Annotated in this window: 25 protein-coding genes; 7 read left to right on the plus strand and 18 right to left on the minus strand. The window is 69.4% G+C overall.

Translation table 11 applies throughout. From position 1 onward, the window contains the following. Positions 1 to 27: 27 nt before the first annotated feature. Positions 28 to 669 carry an amidohydrolase family protein gene (locus IT359_08185; GenBank protein ID MCC6928949.1) on the plus strand — a complete coding sequence of 214 codons (642 nt, stop codon included), beginning with the start codon at positions 28 to 30 and terminating at the stop codon, positions 667 to 669. Next, complete coding sequence (locus tag IT359_08190) at positions 630 to 1,358, plus strand: amidohydrolase family protein (GenBank protein MCC6928950.1); 729 nt, start codon at positions 630 to 632, stop codon at positions 1,356 to 1,358. The genes IT359_08185 and IT359_08190 overlap by 40 nt, the downstream gene beginning before the upstream one ends. Here the strand turns inward: IT359_08190 and ggt are convergent. Further along, positions 1,335 to 3,095, minus strand: a complete 1,761-nt coding sequence (gene ggt, locus IT359_08195; protein MCC6928951.1) for a gamma-glutamyltransferase — start codon at positions 3,093 to 3,095, stop codon at positions 1,335 to 1,337. The genes IT359_08190 and ggt overlap by 24 nt on opposite strands. Positions 3,096 to 3,234: 139 nt before the next feature. Between ggt and IT359_08200 the strand changes: the two genes are divergently transcribed. Further along, entirely contained in the window at positions 3,235 to 3,924 is a 690-nt protein-coding gene (locus IT359_08200) for a hypothetical protein (protein ID MCC6928952.1), read from the plus strand. A gap of 295 nt (positions 3,925 to 4,219) precedes the next feature. Continuing rightward, complete coding sequence (locus tag IT359_08205; protein ID MCC6928953.1) at positions 4,220 to 5,806, plus strand: response regulator; 1,587 nt, start codon at positions 4,220 to 4,222, stop codon at positions 5,804 to 5,806. Between the two features lie 363 nt (positions 5,807 to 6,169). Here IT359_08205 and IT359_08210 read toward each other — a convergent pair whose 3' ends face one another. The 5 genes from IT359_08210 to IT359_08230 all read right to left on the minus strand — a co-directional run bounded on the left by IT359_08210 (position 6,170) and on the right by IT359_08230 (position 11,434). After that, positions 6,170 to 7,450, minus strand: coding sequence for a M20/M25/M40 family metallo-hydrolase (locus tag IT359_08210; protein ID MCC6928954.1), 1,281 nt, complete (start codon positions 7,448 to 7,450; stop codon positions 6,170 to 6,172). 40 nt (positions 7,451 to 7,490) lie between these two features. After that, positions 7,491 to 8,585: an asparaginase gene (locus IT359_08215; protein MCC6928955.1), complete on the minus strand. Its 1,095-nt coding sequence runs from the start codon at positions 8,583 to 8,585 to the stop codon at positions 7,491 to 7,493. A 2-nt stretch (positions 8,586 to 8,587) separates the two neighbouring features. Beyond that, positions 8,588 to 9,457 (minus strand): D-amino acid aminotransferase, encoded by an 870-nt coding sequence (locus IT359_08220; GenBank protein ID MCC6928956.1) that lies wholly within the window; start codon positions 9,455 to 9,457, stop codon positions 8,588 to 8,590. Positions 9,458 to 9,589: 132 nt separating this feature from the next. After that, entirely contained in the window at positions 9,590 to 10,663 is a 1,074-nt protein-coding gene (locus IT359_08225; protein MCC6928957.1) for a beta-propeller fold lactonase family protein, read from the minus strand. Between the two features lie 144 nt (positions 10,664 to 10,807). Further along, positions 10,808 to 11,434, minus strand: coding sequence for a hypothetical protein (locus IT359_08230; protein ID MCC6928958.1), 627 nt, complete (start codon positions 11,432 to 11,434; stop codon positions 10,808 to 10,810). A gap of 62 nt (positions 11,435 to 11,496) precedes the next feature. On the opposite strand from IT359_08230, the gene IT359_08235 reads away from it, so the two are divergent. Continuing rightward, positions 11,497 to 11,970, plus strand: coding sequence for a hypothetical protein (locus IT359_08235; GenBank protein ID MCC6928959.1), 474 nt, complete (start codon positions 11,497 to 11,499; stop codon positions 11,968 to 11,970). A 32-nt stretch (positions 11,971 to 12,002) separates the two neighbouring features. Here IT359_08235 and IT359_08240 read toward each other — a convergent pair whose 3' ends face one another. From IT359_08240 to IT359_08280, 9 genes are all read right to left on the minus strand, one after another. Continuing rightward, entirely contained in the window at positions 12,003 to 12,506 is a 504-nt protein-coding gene (locus IT359_08240; protein MCC6928960.1) for a GTP-binding protein, read from the minus strand. A 66-nt stretch (positions 12,507 to 12,572) separates the two neighbouring features. Continuing rightward, positions 12,573 to 14,288 carry a hypothetical protein gene (locus IT359_08245; GenBank protein ID MCC6928961.1) on the minus strand — a complete coding sequence of 572 codons (1,716 nt, stop codon included), beginning with the start codon at positions 14,286 to 14,288 and terminating at the stop codon, positions 12,573 to 12,575. Positions 14,289 to 14,308: 20 nt separating this feature from the next. Further along, positions 14,309 to 14,869 (minus strand): hypothetical protein, encoded by a 561-nt coding sequence (locus IT359_08250; protein ID MCC6928962.1) that lies wholly within the window; start codon positions 14,867 to 14,869, stop codon positions 14,309 to 14,311. Between the two features lie 174 nt (positions 14,870 to 15,043). Beyond that, on the minus strand, positions 15,044 to 16,414 hold the full coding sequence (locus IT359_08255; protein ID MCC6928963.1) for a sigma-54-dependent Fis family transcriptional regulator: 1,371 nt from the start codon (positions 16,412 to 16,414) through the stop codon (positions 15,044 to 15,046). Further along, positions 16,414 to 17,610 carry a PAS domain S-box protein gene (locus IT359_08260; GenBank protein MCC6928964.1) on the minus strand — a complete coding sequence of 399 codons (1,197 nt, stop codon included), beginning with the start codon at positions 17,608 to 17,610 and terminating at the stop codon, positions 16,414 to 16,416. The genes IT359_08255 and IT359_08260 overlap by 1 nt, the downstream gene beginning before the upstream one ends. A 206-nt stretch (positions 17,611 to 17,816) precedes the next feature. Continuing rightward, entirely contained in the window at positions 17,817 to 18,629 is an 813-nt protein-coding gene (locus IT359_08265; protein MCC6928965.1) for a HEAT repeat domain-containing protein, read from the minus strand. After that, positions 18,626 to 20,389 carry a HEAT repeat domain-containing protein gene (locus tag IT359_08270; GenBank protein MCC6928966.1) on the minus strand — a complete coding sequence of 588 codons (1,764 nt, stop codon included), beginning with the start codon at positions 20,387 to 20,389 and terminating at the stop codon, positions 18,626 to 18,628. Before IT359_08270 ends, IT359_08265 begins: the two co-directional genes overlap by 4 nt. A gap of 12 nt (positions 20,390 to 20,401) precedes the next feature. Beyond that, entirely contained in the window at positions 20,402 to 21,232 is an 831-nt protein-coding gene (locus tag IT359_08275; GenBank protein MCC6928967.1) for a hypothetical protein, read from the minus strand. Further along, positions 21,229 to 21,738 carry an RNA polymerase sigma factor gene (locus tag IT359_08280; GenBank protein MCC6928968.1) on the minus strand — a complete coding sequence of 170 codons (510 nt, stop codon included), beginning with the start codon at positions 21,736 to 21,738 and terminating at the stop codon, positions 21,229 to 21,231. The genes IT359_08275 and IT359_08280 overlap by 4 nt, the downstream gene beginning before the upstream one ends. Before the next feature lie 245 nt (positions 21,739 to 21,983). Here IT359_08280 and IT359_08285 point away from each other — a divergent pair, with 245 nt between their 5' ends. Both IT359_08285 and IT359_08290 read left to right on the plus strand, forming a co-directional pair. After that, the gene (locus IT359_08285) at positions 21,984 to 23,420 is read left to right on the plus strand and encodes a DASS family sodium-coupled anion symporter (protein ID MCC6928969.1); all 1,437 of its coding nucleotides are present in this window, start codon (positions 21,984 to 21,986) and stop codon (positions 23,418 to 23,420) included. Positions 23,421 to 23,684: 264 nt separating this feature from the next. Continuing rightward, positions 23,685 to 24,722: an alanine racemase gene (locus IT359_08290; protein ID MCC6928970.1), complete on the plus strand. Its 1,038-nt coding sequence runs from the start codon at positions 23,685 to 23,687 to the stop codon at positions 24,720 to 24,722. On the opposite strand, the gene IT359_08295 is transcribed toward IT359_08290, so the two are convergent. Genes IT359_08295 through IT359_08305 form a run of 3 tightly spaced genes read right to left on the minus strand, consistent with a single transcriptional unit; the run spans position 24,679 to position 26,641 of the window. Beyond that, positions 24,679 to 25,356, minus strand: a complete 678-nt coding sequence (locus IT359_08295) for a YceI family protein (protein ID MCC6928971.1) — start codon at positions 25,354 to 25,356, stop codon at positions 24,679 to 24,681. The genes IT359_08290 and IT359_08295 overlap by 44 nt on opposite strands. Next, positions 25,326 to 25,787 (minus strand): hypothetical protein, encoded by a 462-nt coding sequence (locus tag IT359_08300; GenBank protein MCC6928972.1) that lies wholly within the window; start codon positions 25,785 to 25,787, stop codon positions 25,326 to 25,328. The genes IT359_08295 and IT359_08300 overlap by 31 nt, the downstream gene beginning before the upstream one ends. Then, positions 25,784 to 26,641 (minus strand): hypothetical protein, encoded by an 858-nt coding sequence (locus tag IT359_08305; protein ID MCC6928973.1) that lies wholly within the window; start codon positions 26,639 to 26,641, stop codon positions 25,784 to 25,786. Before IT359_08305 ends, IT359_08300 begins: the two co-directional genes overlap by 4 nt. Positions 26,642 to 26,682: the final 41 nt, after the last annotated feature.

The raw sequence follows: 26,682 nt of genomic DNA on the forward strand, positions 1-26,682 counted from the left end.
CGCGCCTCGACGCCTCGCACTGTCGCCATGCACACGCACTCATTCGTTCGCAATGCGCTGACTTCGGTCGCCCTCGTCGCCACGGCGTCGGTGCTGCCGGCGCGACACGCCGAGGCACAGGTCGCACCTGTCCCGCCCCCTGCACCGCCGGCGCGACCGATGCGACTCCTGACCGATCTCGCCTTCGACGGCCGCGGCGGGGTGATCACACGGCGCACGGTGACGATCGCGAACGGCCGCATCGCTGCAATCGATAGCGCATCGCCGGACGCGGGTGCGGCGGTTACGCAGGAAGCATCGGACACGGCGACGACGATCGACCTGCGCGGGTACACGGTCATGCCCGGGTGGATCGACACGCATGTCCACCTCGATTCGCACTTCGATCGCAGCGGTCGCATCGCAACCGAGACCGAGCCCGCAGCCGAGTGGGCGTTGGGGATCGCGCTCGCCGGGTGGGAGACGTTGCTCGGCGGCTTCACGACCGTGCAGACGGTCGGCGACCCGAGCGAGGGCGCGGTGCGGGACATCGTGCGCGACCACGGCTTCCGGGTCCGCGCATCCTCAGCTCGTTCGCCCCCATCGTCGGGAAGGGTGACAGCACGGGGAGCGACGAGCGGTTGCGCGCGATGGTGCGCGAGCGCAAGGAGCAGGGGGCCGACCTGGTGAAGATCTTCGCCTCCACGTCGCAGCGCGTGGGGGCGCGCCCCACGCTCACGCAGGCGCAGCTGGCGGTGCTGTGCGGGGAGGCCAGGTCGTTAGGCATGCGCACCATGGTGCACGCCTACCGATCGCAGGTGGCGGCGGCCGCACTCGCCGGCTGCACGCAGGTGGAGCACATGACCTACGCCACGCGGGAGGAGATCGCGACGGCGGCCAAGGCGGGCGCCTATCTCAGTCCGCAGGTGGGGCTGGTCGTGCAGAACTACCTGGCCAACAAGGCGCGCTACCTGGGCGTGGGGAACTACACGGAGGAAGGGATGGCGACGATGGGGCGCGACCAGCCACTCGACTTCGAGGTCTGCCGGTACGCAATGGCGGCACCGGGTGCACAGGTCGTCTTCTCGACCGACGCCACGGCGGGGGCCCACGGGCGCAACGCGGACGAATTCATTGGCCGCATCGAGCACTGCGCGCAGGCGCCGATGGCGGCGCTCGTGTCGGCGCAGTCGCTGGCTGCGAGGGCCATCGGCATGGGCGACCGGATCGGGACGCTCGCCGCAGGATACGACGCCGACGTCATCGCGCTGGACGGCGATCCGCGAAGCGATCCCACCGCGGTGCGGCGCGTGGTCTTCGTGATGCGGGGCGGGGTGATATACAAGTGGTCCGGGCTAGCGGCGGGGCGGCGCCGGTAGCGGCGTCCCCTGTGGCGCGGCCTGCCCGTCATGACGGGGCTCGCTGGCGCCGAAGTTCACGCCGCCGGGAGTTCGGAGCACCGCCTGCCCCCAGCCAAAGACGCTCGACCGCGGCCCCACATCGCGCACATCGTGCCCCATGGCCTTGAGCTCGGCGCGCACGCTGGCGGGAACGAGCGTCTCCACGTTCACGTCGCACCCCTCGAACGAGGACTTGGAGAATCGCCCAGCCTCCAGCGCCTGCTGTATGGTCATCCCGTGGTCGGCGATGTTGGAGACGAACTGCGCGTGCGCCTGCGACTGGTTCCACCCGCCCATGATGCCGAAGCCGATGCGCACGCCATCCTTCTCCATGAAGCCGGGGATGATCGTGTGCAACGGGCGCTTGCGCGGCGCGAGGACGTTCACCGCATTCGCGTCGAGGGAGAAGAGCGAACCACGGTTGTGCAGCAGGACGCCGGTGCCCGGCGCGGTGAGGCCCGAGCCAAACTCGGAATAGATGGACTGGATGAGCGAGACGATGTTCCCGTCCTTGTCCACGACCGTCAGGTAGATCGTCTCGCTCCCCTTCACGCCGCTCACCGATGCGTACTGGGCCGGTGGCACGTCGCAGGTTGCCCGTGCCGGGTTGATCGCCTTCGCACGCTCGGCGGCCTTTGCCTTGTCGAGCATGGCCCTGGCCGGCACGGTGGTGAAGTGCGGGTCCGCGGTGTACCTGAGCATGTCGGCGTAGGCCAGCTTCTTGGCCTCGATCATCGTGTGCAGCGCGCGCGTGCTGTGAAAGCCCCACGCCTGCATGGGGAACTGCTCCATGAGGTTGAGCATCATCAGCGCGGCGATTCCCTGTGTTGGCGCGGGGAGTTCGTACACCGTCCACCCGCGGTACGTGGTGCTGATCGGGTCCACCCAGTCGGGTTGCAGCTCGCGGAGGTCGTCGAGTTGCAGCGTCCCCCCTTCCTCCCGCGACAGGCGCACGATGGCCTCGGCCACGGGACCAGTGTAGAAGCCGTCGCGACCGCTGGCGGCGATGCGGCGCAGCGTGGCGGCAAGGTCGGGGTTGCGGAACACGTCGCCTTCCCGGGGCGCGCGCCCCCCATCGAGCAGGAAGGTGGCCCGGGTATACGGGTTGGCCGAGAGCTTGGCGACGGCGTTCCCCCACATGCGGGCCACCTGTTCGGTGACTGGGAAGCCATGCTCCGCGTAATGGATGGCCGGAGCGAGCAGCGCGGCGAAGCCTAACGTTCCGAAGCGATCATGCAGCGCCTGCCACCCCGCCACGGCGCCGGGAACGGTGACGGCATGGATCCCGTGCACGCGCGTTTCTCCCTTGGCGCGCAACATCGCCGCGTCGAGTCCGCGTGGCGACCACCCGGCGGCGTTGAGCCCGTGCAGCCGTCCCGTCTTCGCCTCGTAGACGATGGCGAAGAGGTCTCCGCCAATGCCATCGCCCGACGGCTCGGTGAGGGCAATGACGGCGTTGGCGGCGATGGCGGCGTCGATCGCGTTCCCTCCCTGCTCGAGGATCTGCGTCCCCGAGCGCGCCGCGAGCGGCGACGACGACGCCACGATGCCGAGCGTGGTCGTGACCATCGAGCGGCCGACGACCGGGAGCGGCGCCGCGGCAGTGGATTGCGCGTCCGATTGCGAAGGGAGCATGGCGAGGAAGGCGAGCGACGGGAGCGCGGCGCGACGGAGGGTCCGCGGCGTGACGCTGGACGAATCGAGGGGTGTCGGCATGGGGCGACATTCGACCGTGCGGCGTCGCTCGTCAAGGCGGCGTGATTCGCCTGCACGGCCGGGAAAGTGGCGCTGGCCTCCGCGCCTCGGGCTTGGTAGCGTTCGCGCGCCCAATCGCGACCTGGCCATCTTTCCGCCCATGTCCCGTCGTCCGGATCTCGACGCACTCCTCGTCCCGCCGCTCCGCACGCCGGGGCGCGCCGCGTACACCGCTGCTGAATGGCGCCTCATCGAGCGGCTGCGCACGCCTCGTCAGGTGCAACGTTACCTGCGCTCGCTGCCATACAATTGGGAACACACGCTGCGCAGCTTTCGCGGTTCGGTGGCGGTGGGGCGGGCCCACTGCCTGGAGGCGGTATTTTTTGCCGCCGCCATCCTGGAGCACCACGGCTATCCGCCGACCGTTCTCGACATCGAGTCGGATGACGGGCTCGATCATGTCCTCTTTCTCTTCCGGGAGGGTGGGAAGTGGGGGACGGTGGCGCGCTCGCGGGACTTCGGGTTGCACGGGCGCCCCGCGGTCTTTCGCACCATTCCCGCCCTCGTGTCTAGCTACATGGACCCGTACGTGGACGGGACTGGGCGCCTCAACGCGTGGGGCGTGGCCCACCTAGACCAGCTGACGAGGGCCGACTGGCGCCTAAGCGGCAAGAGCGTGCGACGGGTCGAGCGCGCCCTCATCGACATGCCGCATGCTCCGCTGGCGATGGGTGAACGGCGCTATCGGAGAGCGCTGCGCCGCTTCCAGGCGTTCAAGGCGAGTGGGCGGGCCATCACGCGGCGCTCCCAGCGCGCGCTGTACGGCGAGCAGGTCGACCGCTGGTGGTAGCGCGCCAGGGTGCGGCAGCGTGCGGCGAGGTGCAACGCGCACGCCCTGAGGGCGACGTCGTGTCGACGTCAAGTCCAGGAACAGAGACGTGAAGGCACCGTGAACGTGCCGCGTTGGTCGCTCCGCGTTTCTAATGAAATCGGGTCTTCCGCTTTCTTTGATCAGACCCAATCTTTGCAGCGCCTTCGGGGCGCGATGTCGACGGCACATCGCGTCTCTCTTCCTTCCCGCCGTCACGCTCCAAACCGACCGGCTCCCTGCCATCATCGGTTGGAGACTGCGACTGCTTCCGACCTTGACGGCTGTCCCTCCTGTTGGGGAGCGCCTGCCTCCCGAATCGAAATCGTGTTCATTCCTCGACCTCACGAGTGAGGGGATCTGGCACGCGTGTGCCACACCCGGCATTGCCATCACGCTACCAGTGGAGGAACAGGTACGACTGATCCTGCGCGATGGCGTCATGGTGGAGTGCAACGACGCCATGGCGCGCATGTGCGGACTCCGCAAGGGACCGCAGCTCACGGGGCTCAGGATCGGGCAGTTGATCGCGGAGGGAGATCCGCAGAACCAGGACTACCTGAGCGCGTTTGTGCGCAACGGCTATCGCCTGGAGGGACACGAGTCGATCGAGCGCACGGTCGACGGGACGCGGCGCATTGTCCTCAACTCGCTGGTGGGGATCGTGCGCGATGGGATGCTGGTCGAGGCGTGGGGCTCGCAGACGGACATCACCGAGCACAAGCGCGCCGAGGCGCAGGCCCGTCAGGCGCAGGCGATGGATGCGGTGAGCCGTCTCGCGGGGAGCGTCGCGCACGACTTCAACAACCTTCTCACGACGATCCTCACCTCGGTCGAACTTCTGCTCGACCAGTTCGACTCGGCATCGCCAGCGCGGAGCGACGCGGAGGAAATTCGTCGCTCGGCGCGGCGGGGGGCCGAGCTTACGCGACAGCTCCTCGCGCTGTCCCGCCAGCAGGTGCTCGCGCCGCGCCCGATCGACGTGCATGCACTGGTGCGACGCATCGAGGGCGACATTCGCAACGTCTTTGCCTCGACGGCGAAGGTCGACTTCACCTTCGGCGACGGACCGGGGATCGCGCACGTCGACATGGAGGAGTTGGAGCAGATGCTCGTCCACCTCGCGACGCACGCCGCCGAGGTGATCGGCGAGCGCGGCGCATTCGCGATGGACGTGCGTCGCGACCGCGTGGCCGAGGCGCGGGCCGCGCTCCCCGACCTCGTGGCACCTGGCGAGTACGTCGCCATCCGCCTGCAGCACTCCGGCGTGCAGCTCTCGTCGCAGATCGGGCCGTCGCTCCTCGAGCCATTCGCTGGCTCGGAGATTCCCTCGTTAGGCTCCGGGCTGGCGCTGGCGACCATGTACGGCTTCGTGCGGCAGAGCGGCGGGGCGGTGGTGCTCGAGCCTGCCCAGACCGGGGTCTCGCTCACCATCTACTTCCCGGCGTCGTCGCTCCCGACGCCGGCGATGCCGTCGCACCTGGCGAGCGACCGCAGCGGGCGGCGCACCGTACTTCTGGCGGAGGACGAGCCCACCGTCCGCCTGATGATGAAGCGCGTCCTCGAGCGCGCCGGCTTCTCCGTGATGCAGGCCAGCAACGGCGAGGAGGCGCTGGAAATCGCGCGCGCCTACGACTCGACGATCGACATCCTGGTCACCGACGTGATCATGCCCGGCATGGGAGGCGGCGAACTCTCGCGCGTCCTGCGCCGCGAACGCCCCGGGATCCGGATCCTCCACGTCTCCGGTTACACGGCGGGCGCGCTACGCCATCACGATGTACTGCAAGCGGGCGCCGCGTTCCTGCAGAAGCCGTTCTCGCCGCAGACTTTCTTGGCGAAGCTGCAGGAGATACTCGTCTGAGGACGAGAAGACGAGAGGACGAGAAGACGAGAAGACGAGAAGACGAGAAGCCTGCCCCAGCGAAAGCTGGGGACGAGGGGCCTGAGCCCATCGAAGGCGGGGGATGAGGTAGGGCATGGACTGAAGCTTGACACGGAGGTACGCGGAGGGGCACGGAGGAAGGTCGCGCCATGACAAACTCCTCCGTGCGCCTCCGTGCTCCCTCCGTGATCCTCCGTGTCGTGCTTTCTGTGTTGGGGGCTCCACTTCCCCTTGGCGTCGCGCGCAGGCCTCTCGCACCCCACCCCCTCGTCCCCAGCTTTCGCTGGGGCAGGCTTCTCGTCCTCTCGTCTTCTCGTCTTCTCGTCTTCTCGTCCTCTCGTCCTACGGTGTATACGTCGCCCGCCCAACCCCAGAGAGCGACGAGACGATGAGCAGTGCCCACTGCGGCCCCTTCCACCCCTCCTTGCCGTCGTCGTAGGACTCGGTGATCGCGTGCGCGCCGCTCCCGATGCCGCCGCCGGAGATGGTGATCGCGGGAATGCCGAGGCTCATCGGGATGTTGGCGTCGGTACTGCTGGCGCCCGTGCGCGAGGTGAAGCCGAGTGACTTGCCGGCGGCGAGCGCGGTGCGCGCGATGAAGGAGGTGTCGTTCACCTGCGCCGCCGGGCGGAACCCCATCTCGGTGATCTTGAGCGACACGCTGTCCTTCGATCCCGGCAGGCGCGCGTTCTCCTCGCGCAGCGCGGCGGCCAGCACCGCGCGGAACTTCGCATCCACCTTGGCCAACTCGTCCGGCGACTCGGAGCGCATGTCCACTTCCATCTGCCCCATCGGCGAGATGGTGTTGACCGACGTGCCGCCAGACACAATGCCGACGTTGAACGTCGTCTTGGGCGTCCTGGGAACCTGGAAGTCGGCCATCTTGGCAATCGCGCGACCCATCGCGTGAATCGGGCTGGGCATGCCGAACGCGCCATAGCTGTGCCCGCCCGGACCAACGAACTGCACGAGGTAGCGATTGCTTCCCACGCCGCCAGTGGTGAGGCCCAGGCCAATGCCGTCGACGGAGATGAAGTAGTCGATCTTCATCGGCGGCTTGCGGAACAGGTAGCGCATCCCGCGCAGGTTCCCCGGCCCCTCCTCGCCCACGTTGGCGATGAAGAGGATCGTCCCCGGCGTTTGCACCTTTTGCGCCTGCATGGCGCGCGCAACGGCGAGTACGGTCGCCAGCCCGCGGCAATCGTCGCCGATTCCCGGGGCCGTGTACTTCGAGCCGTCCTGCTTCACCTTCACGTCCGTCCCCTCGGGGAAGACGGTGTCGAGGTGACCGGCAATCGCCACGGTGGGGCCATTCCCCTGCCCTTTCCGCTCGGCGATCACGTTGCCGATCGAGTCGATCGTCACGCTGAGCCCTAACGCTTCGAAGCGTCGCTTCATCTCCAGCCCGCGCTTCTCCTCCTTGAACGGCGGGGCGGGGATCTCGCAGATCGAGACCTGTTGCTCGAGCGTCCACGCGTTGTCGCGCTGGATCTGCTCCATCGCCGCCTTCACGGCGGGGTGCGTGGTGGGAATCGCGGGCTGCTGCGCGATGAGCGGGAGCGCGGCGACGGCGAGGAGCGCGGTCGCGGCGGCGGTGGACGAGGCGTGCGTGCGAAACGACATGGCGTGCGAGATGGATCGTGGCTGGGGAGTGGAGCGGGACTCAGCGCGCGTCGAACACGTCGGCCATCGCGCCGGCGTCGAGACCGACGCCAAGGGCGAGCATGAGGAGGATGCGTGCCTTCTGCGGATTGAGGTCGGTGGCGCCGATCGTGGCGCCGATTGTGGCGCCGGTCGCGGCGTCGCGGCCCTGCGACGAAGCATCGCGCGAGCCGCTGCCCCGCCCCATTCCTACGCGCCCGCTCCCGGTACGGTTGGAGATCACGACCGTCACGCCGCGCTGAGTGGCGCGTTCGAGGGCGCGCGACATGGCCGGCGTCGCGCCACCGCGCCCCACGCCAGCCAGGACGAGCCCGCGCGCACCCGCATTCACGAGCGCGTCGACCTGCACCGAGTCGGCGCCGATGTACGCGTACACCACGTCGACCCTCGGAAACTCGCCAATCCGCTTGAGGTCGAAACGGGGGGCGGCACAGCGCCCCGAAGGCTGCGCTGGAGGAGGACGATGAAAAACGAGCGTGTCGGGATCGGCGAGCCCCAGGACGCCGGCATCGGGGGCGGTGAAGGCGTTGAGCCGCGTGGTGTTGCTCTTGGTCACGTCGCGAGCCGCGAAGATCTCGTCGTTCATGAGGACGAGCGTCCCCCGTCCGCGCGCGAGCGGGGCAACAGCGGTGCGAACGGCGTTGCGCAGGTTGGCCGGCCCATCGGCGCCCGCCCAGTTGGCCTGGCGCATGGCCCCGGTCAGGATCACGGGCTCGCACCCGCCCACCGTGAGGGAGAGGAAGTACGCCGTCTCCTCCATGGTGTCGGTGCCGTGCGTGATGACGTAGCCGGCGGGGGCGCCGTCGCCGGATTGCAGCTGCCGGATGCGCGCCGCCAGCGCGCGCCACATCGCCTGCGTCACGCTCCCCGAGGCCACGTTGCTGAACTGCTCCACCGTCACGGTGGCAAGGCGCCCCAGGTCGGGGATCGCATCGGCCAGCTCGCGCCCGCTGCGGCGCCCGCCGTCACCGATGTTGGAGATCGTCCCGCCCGTGGCGAGGACGTGGACGCGCGGCGGCGCGCCCTGCGCCCCCAGCGATGACGTCGCGGCGAGCGCGAGGGCCGGCAGGAGCGCTCGCGTCGCCGCCCGCGCCATGCCTAACGTCCCCCCGCCGGCACCGCCCCATAGATGCGGGCGGCCAGCGCGTCGTACAACGCCATCGACACCTTTCCCGGCTTCCCGTCGCCCACCGGCGCCCCGTCGATCGACACGATCGGCATCACGTCGGTCGTGGTCCCGGTGAGGAAGGCCTCTTGCAGCTGCGGGAGATGGTGGAGGTGGAACGGCGTCTCGTTCACCGCCATCCCCAGCTCGCGCGCCACCTCGAGCACGACGTCGCGCGTGATCCCCGGAAGGATCAGGTTGCTCGACGGATAGGTGCGCAGCTCACCGTCGATCACCCCGAACACGTTGGTGTGCGACCCCTCGGTGACGGCGCTCTCGCGCACGAAGATCGCCTCGAAGACGCCATGGTCGACCGCATGCTGCTTGGCCATGACGGCCGCCAGCAGGTTCACGGTCTTGATGTCGCAGCGCGACCAGCGGATGTCGGGATACGTCACCACCGCAATCCCGTTCGAGCGCTTCTCGGTGGGGAGCGAAAAGCGCTGCGCCGAGAGGAAGACGGTGCACGGCGTACCCGCCGGCGGAAAGTGATGCGTGCGCGGCGCCGCACCGCGCGTGATCTGCAGGTAGACGGTCCCTTCGCCCGACGTGATGTCGTTGCGCTTGAGCAGCTCGAGCGAGACGGCCTCGATCTCAGCGAGCGAGATGGACGGTTCGAGGCGCAGCTCGCGCAACCCGCGCGCCAGACGCGTCATGTGGCGCCCCGACTCGAACAGGCGACCATCGACGGCACGAGTCACCTCGTACACGCCGTCGCCAAAGAAGAAGCCGCGCTCGTCGACCGAGAGCTTGGCTTCGCCGCGGGGGAGGTACTCCCCGTTGAGGTACACGATGCTGGACATGGCTTCCCCTGTCGTGAAACGACCCGTGCCCTCCACTCGGGGGCACGGGTCGTTTTCTACGGCGGGGAGGGCGTCAAGTCAAGCCAAGTCCGCCGCGCATCGCGATCGTCACCGCCATGGTCGCCCGCACGGTCACGGAAGGCGCGCGATGAAGGCCATCCCGTCGGGGTTGTTCCCGGCGTTGATGGTGCGAGTCACCGATAGCGTCGCGAGATCGAGTTCGACGACCTCACCCAACGCCGCGGTCGCCACCCAGGCGCGCTTTCCGTTGGGGTCCATGAGGATGCCGAGCGGGACGGCGCTGTTCCCCATGTCGCCGAGCACCGCCTCGGCCTTCTTCTTGGACGGATCGAAGGGGATGGTGATGGTCGCGACCTGGGCGCGCCGGGCGACGTCGTACACGGTGATGGTCCCCGCCGCCGCATTGGAGACCAGCGCCCGCTTGCCGTCGAGGGTGAACTTGAGGCGGTTGGGGAAGCGCATCGTCGGCAGCGACCCTAACGAGTCCATCGTTGCGGCATCGAGGATGGTGAGGTAGTCGAGGTTGCGGTCGGCCGCCCACACCTCCTTCCCGTCGGGTGAGACGTCGATCGCCTCGGGTCCCTTCCCCGTCACCTTGACCCGCACGGTCTTCCCTGCCGCCAGGTCGACCTTGGACACGCTCCCCGACCCGATGTTCGCCGTATACGCGGTCCGCTCGTCGGGGGCCAGCGCGACCATGTGCGAGAGGTTCTGCTCGGTGGGAATCGCCGTGGCGACGGTCCCGGCCGCGACGTCGACGACCAGCAGCGCCTTTCCCAGCTCCGAGGTGACGAGGACGCGCCGCCCATCCTTCAGCCAAACGATCCCGTGCGGGCGGCGCCAGTCGCCCAGGGAGATCGTGCGCGGCGCCGCCTTCCCCGCCAGGTCGAGGACGGTGAGCGAGTTGCCCGGCCCCTGATTCCCGTAGTTTGTCACCACCGCCGTCGCCCCGTCGGGCGAGACCGCCACCTCGTGCGGGCCATCGCCCGTGGGGAAGGTGCGCACGATTGTGGCCGTCGCGAGGTCGACGATCGAAGCCTTCGCGTCGCTCTTGTTGAGGACGATCAGCGCCGGTCGCGCCGGCTGCGCCGGGAGCAGCGCCGCCAAGAAGGTCGACGCGGCGATCGCGCCGGCCAGGGCAAGCGCCGCGACAACGGCACGCGTTGATAAGAGACTGACGCGCATCTTGGCAGGGGGCGGTATGGGGGGGGGGCGAAGCTGCGACCGGCAGGGTGCAGGTGCGACGACGTCGTCCGGCCCAGACGCTAACGCCACGCGCGCCGGGGTGCCAACGCGACGGTGACCAGTCGTTTCCCGGAGGCCGCGGGCCTAGCGCAAGAGCGTCGGGCGCGCGAGGCCGTCGCTTTCGTCGCGGAAGAAGGGGAGGCTCCCCCACTGCACGAGGGCAATGCCGGCCACGCGCGCCGCATCGACCTCGTGGTCGTCCCGCGGATTGCGCGCCACCAGCTGCAACCCCCGCGCACGCGCGAACTCGCCGAACGTGACCATGGCCCGGAAGACATCGGGGACTGCACCAGCACCATGCACGAACTCCGGTGACAGGCGAACATACGTCGGCCGGGCCGCGGCGAGGAGTTCGAGCATCGTCCGCCCCCACAGGTCCCGCACCTCCACCATCGACGGGATCCCCAGCTCGTTGGCGCTGGCCAGGGCGTGCCGCAGGAGCCCGGCGTCGAACGTTGCCGGCGTCAAGGCGAGCGTGAGCATCGAGCGCGATCGGGACGACGCAATGGTGCGCAGCACCGGCTGCACATAGACATCGAAATCACGCAAGCCATCCACGTCGGAGTAGATGGCGTACGCCGACAGCACCAGCTCCTTTCGCCGTTCGTGCAGGAGCGCACGCTCGGCGCAGTTGTTCGGGACCGTCAGCTTCCAGAGCGATTCGCGCGCGAGGACGACGCGCGGCTTCGGCTGCAATGGTTGCGGATCCACGGCGCGATGCCTCAGGCGGCGATAGAGTGACACAGCACCCTCGCCAACCGCGCCGTCGGAAGATGACGCTCAAGTACCTGATCGAACCCGGGAAGCGCACCCGCGTTCGGTCCCCCCTCCGAGCACTCCACGGCGAGCGCGACGAGGCGCGCCATCGGCAGCCGGAGTCGGCTCTCGAAGGCCAGCGCGCATGCGTCGTGAACGTTGACCGGCGAGACGCCGACGACTATCGCGTCATAGTGCAGGTGCTGCACGAGCGCCCTGGCGTCTGCGATCCCCTCGGCGCCGTCGACGCGACAGCCGCGGAAAGTGAGGTACTCGCTCAGGGCGAAAAGAAGCGCGCTCTCGTCATCGACGATGAGGACGCGCTGGCAGGAAACGTTCACAGAATCGCTCACTCGATCGGGGCGGACGAGGCAAGGAAAAGCAAGGCGCTTGCCACGGCCCGGCACCGCAGAGCAACTCTGCAACTAGATGCGCAACAACGTTTTAGCGATTCGGTTCATCGCGCGATTCCACACCCGGCATCCCGTTGACGGACGCTCGGTCTGGAAGGTGGATCGACGGCTCAGCCGTCGAGCATTCGACGCACGAGGTGGTGGAAGGCGTCGTCGACCACGTCGCCCGTTCGCGCCGAGGTGCGCAGCACTGGTATCCCCGTGGGGCCGTTGGCCTCGACGAAGTGATCGTCCATCACCCAGCTATCACCCAGGTCGCTCTTGTTGAGGAGGAGAAGTGACGGGACGTGGCCGAGCGTGTCCTCGGCAAGGGCGCGAATGGGTTTGACCAAGGCGAGCGTCTCGGGGCGTGTCCCGTCGGCGACGTAGATGAGGCCCGAGGCGCCGCGCAGGTACGAGAGTCGTACGCGCTGGAACTCGTCCTCGCCCTGCAGGTCCCACAACAGGAGCGAGACGGTGGTGTCGCCAATCGTCACCAGCTTGCGGTCGATCTTTACCCCGATGGTCGCCTGGTACTTCTCGGAGAAGATCGACTCCACGAAGCGCCGGACGAGGCTCGTCTTGCCAACGGCGGTTGCGCCGAGCATGCAGACTTTGCGTTGGACGACGGGCATGTCCGGTGGCGGGAGGCTGGGGTGGCAGTGCGACGGCGGCGGAAAGATGCGGAGCGCTGCGGAAAGCTATGGTCGCTCGAGCCTGATGCGGAGTCGCAGCGTGCGCCCGGTGCGCGAGACGTTGGAGGTGTCGAGACCGGCAAGGAGTGACTGGACCGTGACGCCGCGCGCTTCGAGTGCGGAGCGCATGCGCTGGGCGCGGGCGCGTCGGAGGCGTGCGTTGGCTTCTTCCGTACCCACGCGGTCGGCGGAGCCGATCAGCTCGATGTGTGGTGAGCGCCCGGCGCGGTCGGCATCACCCATGAAGGTGCGCAAGCGCGCGGCGAGCGAGTCGATGCGTGCGCTCTGTTCAGCGACCGGCGAGGTGCCGCCCATGGGGTAGTCGAAGACGATGGCCTCGATGGAATCGGCGGCGGCGCGCAGGGCGACCTCGGCGGAGTCGCGGAGTTCCGTCAGGCGCAACTGGGCAATGCCGGGGACGGCGAGGGCAAGGCGCTGGGCCTCGGCGCGCCATGCCGCCGAGGCCATGCCGCCGGGGACGAGCGTGTCGCCCGCCAGGCGCAACGTGGTCGTCGCCGCCGGCGCGAGGAGCGCCTGGGCCCGGCGCAGCACGAACTCGGGGCGGAGGGCAATGTACGGCTCCCACTTGTCGGCAATGCGTGACGAGTCGAATCCCGCCGCGGCGGCGAGCGCCTTGGGGTCGCGCGCCAGCGGATCGCGCAGCCCCGTGACGACGAAGCGCCCGTCGCTGTGCCCCGTGGAGCCCACCACCACCCCCGGTTCCTGGCGAAGCTGGCCCAGGTAGCGGTCGAAGCGCCGCTGCTCCAGCACGCGCGGAACGGCGCACCATCCCACTACGGCCAGGACGCCAACCCCTAACAGGATGGTGCGCCACTGCCCGGCGCGCGCGGGCGTGCTGGCCTGCGACACGAGGCACCGCTCGAGGATCCCGTCGCGGATGGCAAAGGGGACGCCGGTGGCGCCAAAGCGCTCGATCTCCTCGGCGTGCGCCAGGTGCAACTCCTCCACCGCACCCTGCAGCGTCTCGCGCAGCGTGAGCGGCGGCTGGCCGCGGATGACGGCGGCAACGATGGCGCCGGGGCCGCTCTCCGCCCACACGGTGAGGTCGCCCAGTGCCAGCGAGTCGAGCGACTCGTGCTCCGACACCTTGAACGAGTCGCGCGCAAAGTCGCGCAACGCCGTCATCATCGAGGCCACGAGGTCAGGCGCCAGCGCCTGCACCCCGGGGGCGGTGCGGTGCTCGATGAGGAGCCCCGAGTCGCGGTGGATGACGAAGAGCTGCTCGACGCGGAAGACGAGCGAGTGCGACAGCACCACCTCGCCGAACGACTTCCCGGTGCGCATCGCCTCCATGCGCCAGGCCAGCCCGCGGAGCGAGACGGTGTGTTCGAGCGTGGTGTTGAGCGACTGGACCAGTTCGCCGAGTGCGTTGGAGATGGCGCGGCGGATGGCCGGCCCCATGACGGGGAAGATCGCGTCGACGAGCGGCTGGGGGTCCTTGCGCACCGACGCCTTGATGGCCTCGCCGACCACCGATCCCAACGCGGCCCCCATGCGGTCGTCGGCGGCGGCGCGGCGCGTGATGGCCTCGGGCAGGATGCGCGCCACGTCCTCCACGTGCAGCGCGGGGCTGGCGAGCTTGCGCTCGATGTCGCGGATGCGCGCGCGATCGGGGTCGAGTAGGAGCGCGCGAAGCTCGGCGAGACGGTCCTCGCCGTTCATTGACACTTCACGCTCGCTCTGTCGCAGTGGTTCGGCCACGGGCCCGGCCCGGCGGATGCCTAACGCTGCTCGCCGTCGGCCAGCCGCTGGGCGAACTCGGCGAACATCGCGGCGATGTGTGTGCGGTCCGCCTTGGCGCTCCGCAGGTCGAAGGCCTCCCGGCGCAGCGTTTCCGACAGCTCCTGGTGCCGGCGCGAATGATCCTCCGCCAACTGGCGCAGCTGGTCGGTGATGCTGTTGCGCAGCTCGCGTTGCTGTTGCGCCACCTGCTCCGCCAGCGCGCTGATGCGGTCGGACAGCTCGCGGTTCAGGTTGGCCGTCGCATCCATCGCGTCGCGCACGCCCTGCTTGCGATCGCGCTGCTCGGAGGAGAGCGAACCGGCCAGCGACTCGAGTTCGCCGCGCAGGTGCTGCTCCGACGCGCTCAGGCGGCGATGCATGTCGTCGCGCAGCTCCCCCGACTCGCGCAGCAATCGCTCCTCGAACGTGGAGAAGCGCCGGTCGTAGTCGCGCATCTGCGACCCGAACAGGATGTCTCGGATCTTGTCGACGTTCCCCGTGTCGGGAGGCGTCGGCACTGGCGCCGTATCCGGGATTGCGCCGTTCGTCATCTCGCTCATCGTGTCCAGCCCTGGGAGCGTGGCGTCGCCGCTGCGCTCCCGTTCAGTGGTGAAGGTGTCCCGTTTATCGGTTGTCGGTCCAACGGCGCCGGCCGCCCCGTGTGCCCCATGTGCCCCGTCCGCTCCAACTGGTGGCGATGCATGTGTGGCGCGCTTCGCTTTTCGCCCCATTGGTTACCGGGCTCGTTCCCGGGTAACGACGATCTGCATCGCCTTCAGCTTCTGGTACAGCGTGGAGCGCGGGACCCCGAGCCGGGCGGCCGCCTGCTCCACGTGTCCATGGACCGCCTGCAGCACGCGCACGATATGGCGCCGCTGCAACTCGTCTAATGTCAACTCCAGGTCTACCTCACCGGAAGGTGCGGCGACGGGCGCGGCCTCGAAACTGAGGTCTTCGGCGCGCAATTCCTGGCGGTTGGAGAGGAGGACGGCACGTTCAAGGACGTTCCGGAGTTCGCGGATGTTCCCCGGCCACCCATAGCGCGCCAGCGCCCGGTGGGCGTCCATGGTGAGCTCCACGCGCGGCCTCCCCAGCTCCACCGACAGCCGGTCGAGGAGCTGGCGCGCCAGCACCGGGATGTCCTCCACGCGATCGCGGAGCGACGGGACGGTGATGGGGAGCGTGCTGATGCGGAAGTAGAGGTCGCTGCGGAACTTGCTCTCCGATACCTGGCGCGAAAGGTCCTGGTGCGTGGCGGCGATGAGCCGGACGTCGACCTGCCGGTCGCGCAGCGCCCCGACGCGGCGAAACGTCTGCTCCTCGAGGACCTTGAGGAGCTTGGGTTGGAGGACGAGTTCCAGGTCGCCGATCTCGTCCAGGAACAGCGTCCCGCGGTGCGCCAGCTCGACCAGTCCGGTCTTCTGCGCCACAGCACCGGTAAAGGCGCCGCGCTCGTGACCGAACAGTTCCGATTCCAGCAGTTCGCGCGGGAGCGACGCGCAGTTGAGGTCGACGAACGGCTGATCGGCGCGCAGCCCGTGCATGTGAATCCAGCGCGTGAGCACACCCTTTCCCGCCCCCGTCTCACCCAGGATGAGGATAGGGCGCTCGGCCGTCGCCACGCGCTCCGCCTGTTCGCGCAGCCGCGCGATGGCGCGTGACGTACCGACAAAAGGGTCGATGGACACGCGGCGTTGCTTGGCACTGCGCGCTTGTTGCTGCTGGCGGTCGCGCTGGCGCTCCATCGCGCGCTGCAGCACCACGAGGAGCGCGGGGAGCGAGACGGGCTTCGTGAGGAAGTCGTCCGCGCCCTGCTTCATGGCCTGCACCGCCAACTCCACCGTTCCGTGCCCGGTGAGGATCACGACCGGGACGTGCGCATTGATGGAGCGCAGGCGCGGGAGGAGTTCGAGCGCGTTCCCGTCTCCCAGCATGTAGTCGCTGAGGACGAGGTCGGGGCGGTACTCGATAAAGGCGGACTCGGCCTCGGCGCAGCTGGGTGCCTCGATCAACTCGAAGTCGTGCACTTCGAGAAAGTCGCGGATGGCGAAGCGAATCGCGGCATCATCCTCGACCAGGAGCAGGCGTGTCTTGACGTTCGGCATCACGGTATTGAAGTCCTCCCATCCGCTGCAGCTCGTGCGGCTCCTGCGCCAGGGAGGATGACGCGCAGGCATGCCCCCCCGTCCTCGCGGTTGGCGGCCGCGATTTCCCCGCCATGATCGTGCACCAGGCGGTGCGCGAGCGCGAGCCCCATCCCCGTCCCGCCTTGTCGGCGCGAGAAGAACGGCTCGAAGATGCGCGCCTCGTCGCCATTCCAGAACCCCGGACCGCGATCGAGCACGAGGAACTCGACCGCCGGTTCGTCCCGCCAGGTGGCCCGGTGCAACCGCAGCTCCACCGTGCTCTCGCGCGGGGCGTGCTGGATGGCGTTCGTGACGAGGTTGTGGAGGACCTGCACGGCGCGCTGCCGGTCGGCGCGCACCAGCGGCAGGTCGGGGCCCTCGGTCACGGAGAGTTGCACCTGCTCGCCCGACGCGAGTGCTCGCGCCAGGTCGAGCGCGATGTGCACGAGCGCCACCGGGTCGGTGTCCTCCAGCGAGAGGACCGCCGGCTTGCCGTAATCGAGGAGTTCGCGCATGAGCGCGTTGAGGCGCTCCACCTGCGCCGCGATGACCGGGAAGTAGCGTTGCACCTCCGGGAGCGCGCCCACGCGCGTGCGCATGGCATCGAGCGTGGACGAGATGGCAAACAGCGGATTGCGCACCTCGTGCGCCACCGCGGCAACCAGGGCGCCGACGCGCGACAGCGTCTCCTGGCGACGCAGCTGTTCGTGCAATTCCACGGTGCGCTGGTGGGCGACCCGCTCGGCGTGCAGCTCGCGGGCCGCTTCCTCGGCGCGCACGCGCTCCGTGACATCGTGCACGATCATGTGGACCAGGGCGCGCGCGCCCATCGACAGCGGGCCGGCGTAGATCTCCACCAGGCGCAACTCGCCCGAGGCATGGCGATGTGGAAAGCCGTACGAGTGCGCGCCAATTTCCGCCGCGACCTCCAGCGTCTGCAGCACGTCGTCGTCGGGAATGGCGGCGAGGTCGGTCAGGGCACAGCGCGTGAGCACGTCGCGCGGGAGGCCGTAGAAGTCGGACGCCGCGCGGTTGGCATCGACGATGGCCCCGGTGGCCGGGTCGACCACCAATTGCACCGCCACGTTCTGCTCGAAGAGCTGACGGTAGCGATCGTGGGTGGTGTCGAGCGTCCCGGTGGGCGTACGGTCGTGCGCCCGAAGGTCGTCAGCCATGGATCGGCGAGTCCGCAAGTGGCGAAGCGAAGCGGACAGTCGCCTCGCCACGGCTACATACGGACACCCGGGAGTGGTGTCAATGCCGGGACATGCGCGACGACCGTCTCGCCGGTGGGCGAAACGGCCGTTTGCGGCTGGCGTTCATCGCCATGCGAGTGCGAAACATGCGCGAAACATGCGACATGTGTCGCGCGCACCTCTGCTCACCGCTTGGCGAGCAGCTCCTCGATCAACTGGAGTCCGCGCGGATCGTCCGATTGCCCCAGCCAGAACAGCGCTTTCTTGCGCAGCTCCGGATCGCGCGACGTACGCACGACCTTGATGAGGGCGGGGATCCCCTCGTCGCGCGGGCGCTGGGACAGGGCGAAGATCGCCTGTTCGCGCACGTCGCGATCGAGCGCCGCCTCGCCCACCAGCTCGTCGAGACCGGCCGTCGCCGGCGCCTCGGCCAGTTGTCCGAGCCAGAAGACCGCCTGGCGCCGCACCTCTCGCGGGCGCGAGTCGTCGCGCGCCAGTTGCAGCAGGTCGCGCCAGACCTCGACCGAGTCGATCACCGTGAGCGGAAAGATGGCGGAGTGCGCCCCCTTTCCCTGGTTGGTGCGAGCGACGCCGAGCAGGAGGGAGGCCGCGTCCTTGGTGGAGAGCTGTCCCAGGTCGGTGGCGGACGACTCGGTGCGCCACCGTCCGCCGACGTAGAAGCGCACCTCGCGCACCCGCCCCGCGTCCTTGTCGATGACGATGCGTCCCGGGCCGTGCTCGCAGTCCACATCGTATTCCACGTCGCGCGAGTAGCGATCGCCCCACGTGGTGCGCCCGCGGCGGTCGCCGTTGCGCCAGATGCTCTGGCCCGACCCGCACACGTCGGGGCGGAGGTTGACGGTGAAGCGCACGCGCCCGTCCTGCACCGCGGCGAGGCGTCGCGCGGCGTCCTGGCCTTGCATCTGACGGTGAGGGACGAGGGCGAGCGTGACCAGCAGCGCCCCGAGCGTCCCGCGCACGAGCGAGGTCGTGATCATCCGATGAGATCCTCCAGGAACTTCGCGGCCCGCGGGTCGCGTGACTGGGACAGCCAGAAGATCGCCTTCTTGCGCAGCTCCTTGTCCTTGTCCGACCTGGCGATCTCCATGAGCTTGTCGACCGCCGCCGCGTCGCGGCGCTGCGAGTAGACGAAGATGATCTGCTCCTTCATCTCGCGATCGTCGGCCTTGTTGTAGAGCGCCGCCAGGTCGTCCATCGACGTGGCGCGGCTCTGGCCGGCCCAGAAGAGCGCCTTCTTGCGCATCTCCATCGGCTCCTTGCCGTTCATCGCCAAGTCGAGGAGCCAGCGATTGTTGTCGGTGGCGCGCGTCTGGGAGATGGAGAAGATGATCTTCTCCTTGAGTTCCTCTTCCTTCACGCGACCGTAGAGGCTCCGCAGCAGGTCGGCGTTGGCGCCATCGCGCTGCTGGCCGAGCCAGAAGATCGCCTGCTCGCGCACCTTGAGGGCGGCGCCGTCGCGCTGCGCCAGGTCGCGCAGGATGGTCGAGGCGCGCTGGCTGCGGTGCTGCGACAGGGCGAAGACCGCCTTCTGCAGCACTTCGTCGTTGGACTCCTTCTGCAGGATCTCCTGCAGCATCTCCACCGCGCGCTCGTCACGCGTCTGCCCCAGCCAGAAGACCGCCTGCTCGCGCACCTCGCCATCGGGATCGTTGCGCACGGCCCCCATGAGGATGTCGGCGGCGCGCGCGTCTCCCTTTTGCGAGACGAGGAAGACCGCCTTGCGACGCAGCGAGACCGAGCACTTGTCGCGGCGCGCGAGGACCTTCTCGAGGATCGGGAGGGCGCGATCGGCGTCCATCTGGAGGAGGGCGTTGAGCGCGGCGATGCGCTCGTCGTCGTCCTCGTCGGGGCAGCCGGGTTCCTGCGACGACGCGGAGCGACGCGCCGACGGCGGCATTGGAGGACGCGGCGGGCGCGGGGCACGCACGGTCGTCATGCGGCTTCCGCCTCGCGACTCCCCCGCCCCCGCGCTCTCCGCCACCTGCGCCGCGCACTGCTCATCACCGCGCTTGGCCAGCTCGCCACAGACGCGGATCCGCAGCGTGCTTGCATCGCCCAGCGTTGCAGCCGACGGGAACTCCTCGTTCAGCCGGTCGAGCGCCGACAGTGCCTCGTTGAGCGAACCCGATGCCCCGTCGCGATAGAGCGAGTAGGCGTTCCAGTACAGCGCGTCGCCGGCCAACGGCGCCTTGCCGGCGCGCTTCGCCACTTCCATGAAGAGATCGGCCGCCTTGCGATAGTCGCCGCGGTTCATCCGCTCGCGCGCCTGGCGATAGAGCGAATCCGACACCTGGTCGTTGCTCCACGGCGTGCGGGCTCGCGACGGGAGGATCACCGCGTCCTCGTCGAGGTCGGCCAGCGTCGCCAGCGTCGCCAGTGACGACAGCGACGTGAGCGCGGTGAATTCGCGCAGTCGCGACAGTCCGGCGACCGACGCGGACAATCCCCCCGCATCCATTGCGAGTCGGTAGTCGGCGTGGGCGAGTGCCCGCGCCGCCGCGACCGACGGCGCCGAGGCCGAGCGCGCCGCGCGAGCGGCGGCCGCCAAGGCCCGCGCAGCCGATGCCGCCGATGCCGCCGATGCCGCCGTCGCGGCGCCCGACACGACGACCTGCGCGGTGAGCACGACCGGGGTCAGCGCCGACAGCCCGCCGAGCGCTGCGATGGACACCACGGTCGTCAGGCGTCGCGCCACGGCGCGGCCGGGGATCTGGAGGGAGGGATGGGGGGTCATCATATGGACGTCTCCTTACGTACCGCTGGTGTAGCCGGCGGGAATGGTCGAGCGAAGGCGGGAGAGGACGGCGCCGCGCTCGATGGAGCGCTGGACCAGTCCGCGATCGGCCGACGATTCGGCCGGGAGTTGCACGATCTGCGCGAGCACCAGTTCGAGATCCTCGAGAAGGTGGCGGCGCTGGGCGTCGCTTGCAGCTGGCGAATCGAGGAGCAAGCGCGTGTCGACCAGGAGGTCGCGCGCCCAGCGGTTCATCGAGGCGGGCGCCTCCATCGACCCATCGCGGTTCGCGCGGAAGGCCGTCAGGAGCGCTTCGGCGCGCGAGAGGTGCTGGACGGCGGCCACATCGTAGATGGCGCCACCGTCCGGCGTCGCCCGCGAACCGGGAGTCGCCGAGGGCGTGCGGCCGGAGCTCGAGGACACGTCGCGCGCGGGGAGCTGCGCGCTGGGCGATGCATCAGGGCCAGCGGGAGCCGACGCGAGCGACGGCGCATCGGGCGACGTCGCCTGGCGTGCCGACCACAGTCGCCCGATCCCGACGCCAGCGGCGAGGATGGCGACCGCGGCGGCTCCCTGCCAGTAGCGCATCATCACGCGGCGACGGGCGATCGGCACGACCGTCGCGCCGGCGGGCGCCGTAGCGTGCGAGGTAGCCGGCGCCGCGGCGCGCGCGGCGTGCAGCGCCCCCTCGATCGCTCCCCACATCGCCGCGCGCGGCGCGGCCGGGAGGGCGTCGGGCGGGCGGTTGTATTCCCCAACCGCCGATTGCAGCCAGTGGTCGAACTTCTCGTCGCTCATCGCATCCGGCCCTTCGGCGTGGCCGTCGTCTTCAGATTCGTGGTTCATGCGCTCCATGCTCCTGCGAAATCCGCGAGCGCCTCGCGGAGTCGACCCCGGGCGCGAAAGAGCTGCGCCTTGGAGGTGCCGGCCTGGATGCCGAGCATCTGGCCGATTTCTTCGTGTGTGTAGCCTTCCACGTCGTGCAGGACAAACACCGTGCGGTAGCCTTCGGGGAGTGCATCGATGGCCCGGTGCAGCCGGTCCTTCAGGTCCGGGTCGGCGTGGCGCGGCGTCGTGCCTAACGACTCGGCGGCTTCGAGGACCGTTTCCCGCAGGCGCAACCGCTTGACCTTCCGCAAGCCGTTGAGTGCCACCGAGACGGCGATGGCGTGCAGCCAGGTGGAGAAGGCCGAGTCGCCCCGGAAGTCCGCCAGCCGCTCGAAAGCGCGGATGAAGGCTTCCTGGGTGAAGTCGCGCGCGAGTTCCTCGTCTCCCGCGAGGCGAAACGCCAGGCGGTAGATCCGGTCCACATTCGCCTCATAGAGCGCGCGCTGGGAGGGACGGTCGCCCATCCGTGCACGCTCGATCGTTGCGGCATCCGCTCGCTCGTTCACCCACCCACCGTTGGTTTGGCCGGCCGCGCGAGCGGCAGGGGACCGATCACGCGACCGCCCTTGGGACACGGGCTCCGCCGGAATGGTTGCGCGCCGCCGGGAGCGGCGCCATTGCCCTCGCCCACTGCGGCGAATGGGGCGCGGGATAAGGAAGTCGGGCACAGGGTCGCCGTTTGGCGAGCGGGGCGACAATTTGGCGCCCCATGTCCGCCACCCCCAACCCCCCCCAGACCGAGCACGACTCGGTCTGGTTGCGCTGGCTCATCGTCGTAGGCATCGCCCTCGCCATTGTCGCCTACGGTGCGCCGGCGGGAATCGCCCCCGAGGCGTGGCGCCTCTTCGCGATCTTCATCGCCACCATCGTCGGCTCCATCCTGCGCCCTGCCCCGGCCGGCGCCGTGGTCCTGTTCGGCGTCTGCGCGATCGCGGCGACGGGGGCGATGACGCCGGCCAACGCGCTCAAGGGGTACAGCGACCCGCTCGTCTGGCTGGTGCTGTGCGCCTTCTTCATCTCGCGCGGCGTGATGAAGACCGGGCTCGGCGAACGCATCGCCTACCTCTTCATCCGCGCCATCGGCCAGCGATCCATCGGGCTGGTGTACGCGCTGGTGGGGACCGACACGCTGCTGGCCACGCTCATCCCGTCGAACAGCGCGCGCGCCGGCGGCGTCATTTTCCCCATCGCGCGCTCGCTCGCCCAGGCGTACGACTCCAACCCCGGCCCGACGGCGCGCCGGCTTGGCGCCTACCTGATGATGGCGGTCTATCAGTGCGACGTCGTCGCCTGCGCGATGTTCATCACGGGACAGGCGTCGAACGTCCTCATCGCGCGCTTCGCCCGGGAGGTGAGCGGGGTGGAACTCACCTTCGCCAGCTGGATGCTGGCCGGGCTCGTTCCCGGGCTCGTCTCGCTGGCGCTGATCCCTGTCCTCCTTTTCCGGATCTATCCCCCCGAGGTCACGCACACCCCCGACGCCGCGGCCTTCGCCGGGCGCGCGCTCGATCGCATGGGGGCGATGTCGCGCGGTGAGCGCATGATGCTCGGCGTCTTCATTGTCGTCGCGCTGCTGTGGACCACGACGCGCTGGCACGGGATCAACTACACCGTCGTGGCGCTGATGGGGGTTTGTTTCCTCATCATCACGAAGGTCGTGCAATGGGACGACGTGATGGGCGACCGCGCCGCCTGGGATGTCTTCATCTGGTACGGCGGGTTGGTGCGCATGGCCGAAGCGTTAGGCGAGACGGGGATCACGAAGCGCTTTGCCGAAGTGGCCGCATCGCTGACGGTGGGATGGCAGTGGGGGTCGGCGCTCATCGCGCTGGTGCTGATCTACTTCTTTGCGCATTACGCCTTTGCCAGCATCACGGCGCACGCCACGGCGATGTTCACGCCGTTCCTCGTGGTGGTGATTGCGGCCGGCGCCCCACCCGCGCTCGCCGTGCTCGCGCTCGCCTTCGCGTCGAACCTGGACGCCGCGCTCACGCACTTCGGGACGACGACGTCGCCGATCTACTTCGGTGCGCGCTACGTGAGCCAGCGCGAGTGGTGGCGCCTGGGCTTCGTCACCGCGTGCACGACGATCCTGATCTTCGGGACGATCGGTCCGTTGTGGTGGCGCATCCTGGGCCTCTGGTAGGGGCAGAAGACGAGAGGACGAGAAGACGGGAAGACGAGGAACGGTGGGGGGGCTTACCAACCTCGAATCCCGCGCCGTACACTAGCCCGCACTCGTCCTCTCGTCTTCTCGTCCTCTCGTCTTCTCGTCTTCTAGAGTCTCGTGCGTCGCCCTCACCTCTCGCTGCAAGACGACGCCGACGCGGCGCCACCGGTTCGCATCGACCAGTTGGAGACGCCGGCGGCGCTGGTGGACCTCGACACGCTGGCGCTGAACCTGGACCGGATGGCCGAGTATTCAGCATTGCACGGTTTGTCGCTGCGGCCGCACGTGAAGACGCACAAGTCGCCGCGCATCGCGGCGCAGCAGCTGCGGCTGGGGGCGGTGGGGCTCACCTGTGCCACGCCGCGCGAGCTGGAGGTGATGTCCGACGTCACCGACGACCTCCTGCTCAACTACCCGCTCCTCGGCGCGCCCAAGCTCGCCCGCGCCCTGTCGCTCCCGCGCGACGTGCAACTGACGGTGGCCGTCGACTCGATGATCGCCGTCGATGCGCTCGCCGCCGCGGCGCGCATCATGGATCGCCCGGTGAAGGTGTACGTCGAGCTCGACCTGGGGATGCATCGCGTCGGGGTGCAGAGCGCGGCCGAGTCGATCGCGCTGGCGATGCGCATCGCCGAGCAGCCGCCGCTGCAGTTCGCCGGGATCACCTTCTATCCCGGGCACATCCGCGAACCGGTGCAGGGTCAGGAGGCGAAGATCGCCCGCCTGCGCGAGGAGCTGGCCGCCGCGCTGGACCTGATGGAGGCAGCGGGGATCCGCCCCGGCGTGGTGAGCGGCGGCTCGACGCCGCTCGCCTGGCGCATGCACGAGATCCCGGGCGTGACCGAGGTGCGCCCCGGGACCTACGTCTACAACGACCGCACCACCGCGGAGATCGGCGCCTGCAGCTGGGAAGACTGCGCCTTCACCGTCCTGGCCACCGTGGTGAGCACCGCGGTGGCGGGGCAGGCGGTCATCGACGCCGGCACGAAGGCGTTAGGGCGCGAACCGATGCGCGGCGCGACGGCCGAGGGCTTCGCCGCGCTCGTCGACCGCCCCGAGGTCACGGTGCAGCGCATGTCCGAGGAGCACGGCATTCTCGACCTCTCCAGGACGTCGTGGCGCCCGCGCGTGGGCGACGTGGTCCGCCTCATCCCCAACCACGTCTGCATCGTGGTGCACCTCAACGACGTCATCCACGGGGTGCGCGGTGACGTGGTGGAGGCCCGCTGGCCGGTCAGTGCCCGAGGGCGGGAAGGAGCGCCGGCAGGAGACGCATAGCGGGAACGACCAGGCGCGCTTGCACCTGCACGCGCCTCCCCACCACGAGGAAGATCGGGTTCAGCACGTCGATGCCGCGCGCCACGCCGACGCCATGCGCATGGCTCGGCACGTCGAGTTCGCCGCTGAACGCCACGCGCCCGCCGATCCCCTCGCCATCCATGCGCCGCAGCGCGCAGCGCGTGACCATCTCCACCGCGTGATCGCGCAGCGTCAGCACTCCCACCACCTGGAGGTCGCCGTTGTCGCGCGTCACACGGCGCGAGGCAAACGTGATGAGGGGGAACCGCGCCGCGTCAAGGAAGGAAGGGCCGCGCAGGTGCCGGTCGCGCATGGCAAGCCCGGTATCGACGCTCGCCGCCGCGACGTCCACGCGCAGCGTGGCCCGCTCGATGTCGGTGTCGGGGAGGAGCAGCTCCCCCCGCAGCTTGTTGAAGTGCCCGTCCACGCGCAATGGCCCTAACCACGCGGTGAAGGTGACGCGCATGGTTCGCTCGTCGAGGGCGAAGCGCGTGGGATCGCGCAGCGTCTCGCGCACCGGCTCGCGCACCGGCTCGCGCACCGGCTCGCGCACGGATTCGCGCATGGGCTCGCGCATCGACATCATTGGCGCGGCGCGCCACGATCGATCCATCGCGCGATCGTGGTGAGCTGGTTGGCGGTCAGCGGCTGCGCCGCGAGCGGCATGCGACTCACGCCGGCTCGCGCCGTTTCGTCGCTCCCCAGCATCTTCATCAGCCACGAGCGCGCCGAGGCGCCGGGTATCACCAGCGTGTCGACCGGGTTGAGCCGCGCGCGCCGGAGCACGAGCGCGTGATGCGACGCAGCGGTGCTGAGGTCGAGCCCTGCCTGACGAGTCGCCGCCGAATGGCAGCCGCCGAAGGCGCAACGCCGGTCGAGAATTGGCTGGACGTCGTGCACCAGCGTCGGTGCGTCCACAACCGCATCGGGGAGCCCGAAGCTGATGACATCGGGCTCGGTGAAGTCGACGCACGCAACACTCCACACGACCGCTGCAAGCGCCCCCGTGCCGACGGCGGTGGCGCGGCGCAGCGGCGCGATCATCGGCCGGCTCCGGTCGCACCGTGCGCGGCGTCCTTCGCGGTGAACGCCACGAGGGCGCGCACCGTCGCCACGCTCCCCGGTGCGAAGAACAGCTCACTGGCGACACTCATGCGCGACGTCACCGCCACCCGCATCCCCGCGCCGAGGTGGGGGCGCGTGTCCTCGAGCTGCAGGATGGGGTGGTCGGTGTCGCGCGTGCCAGCCGCGGTGCGCACGCCAATGTCGAAGCGCGAACGATCGACGCGTCCCCCCGCCAGCAGCCACGCCTCGCCGCGCCCGGCGCGAAACGTATGCGTCCCCATCAGCTCGCCGGCCATGAGGCGCGGGACAAACCAGTCGTTGCTGTCGTTGCCATGACAGACCCGGGCGTAGTACACGGCGAGGTCGCGCCCGCGATTGGCCATGGTCCGCGCGTTGCACGTGATGCTCCCCTCGACGCGCCCGGCCACCAGCGACAGGCGCGGCGCCAGTCGCACGCCACGCCAGGTGACCACGGTGCGCGACGCGGCGAAGCCCCAGAGGTTCGCCCTGGCGTCGCCAACCGTGAGCGGAGGGACCCACGACGCCTCCAGCGTGACCACGGCGGTGCGCACGGCGATGCGCGGCCGCGGGAGGACGCTGGCAAGGTTGGTCGTCTCCGGCTTGTCGATTCCGGGACGGCGTTGCGCTTCCGACAACCTGGGGATCCAGCTCGCTTCCATCCCCACCGACCAGCGACGCCCCTCCGCCACGGTGCCTAACGGGGAGAAGGCCATCGTCGCCGAGTAGTACGCGAGCAGCCGCCCTTCGGGTTCCGACGCGCGGTGCACCTGTTCCACCCGCCCCTGCGCCCCTGCCGATGTCGCGTTCATCATCAGTGCGCTCCCAACGGCTCGGGCCACGCTTGCCACACTCG

The organism is Gemmatimonadaceae bacterium (genome assembly GCA_020852815.1).
Lineage (GTDB): Bacteria > Gemmatimonadota > Gemmatimonadetes > Gemmatimonadales > Gemmatimonadaceae > SCN-70-22.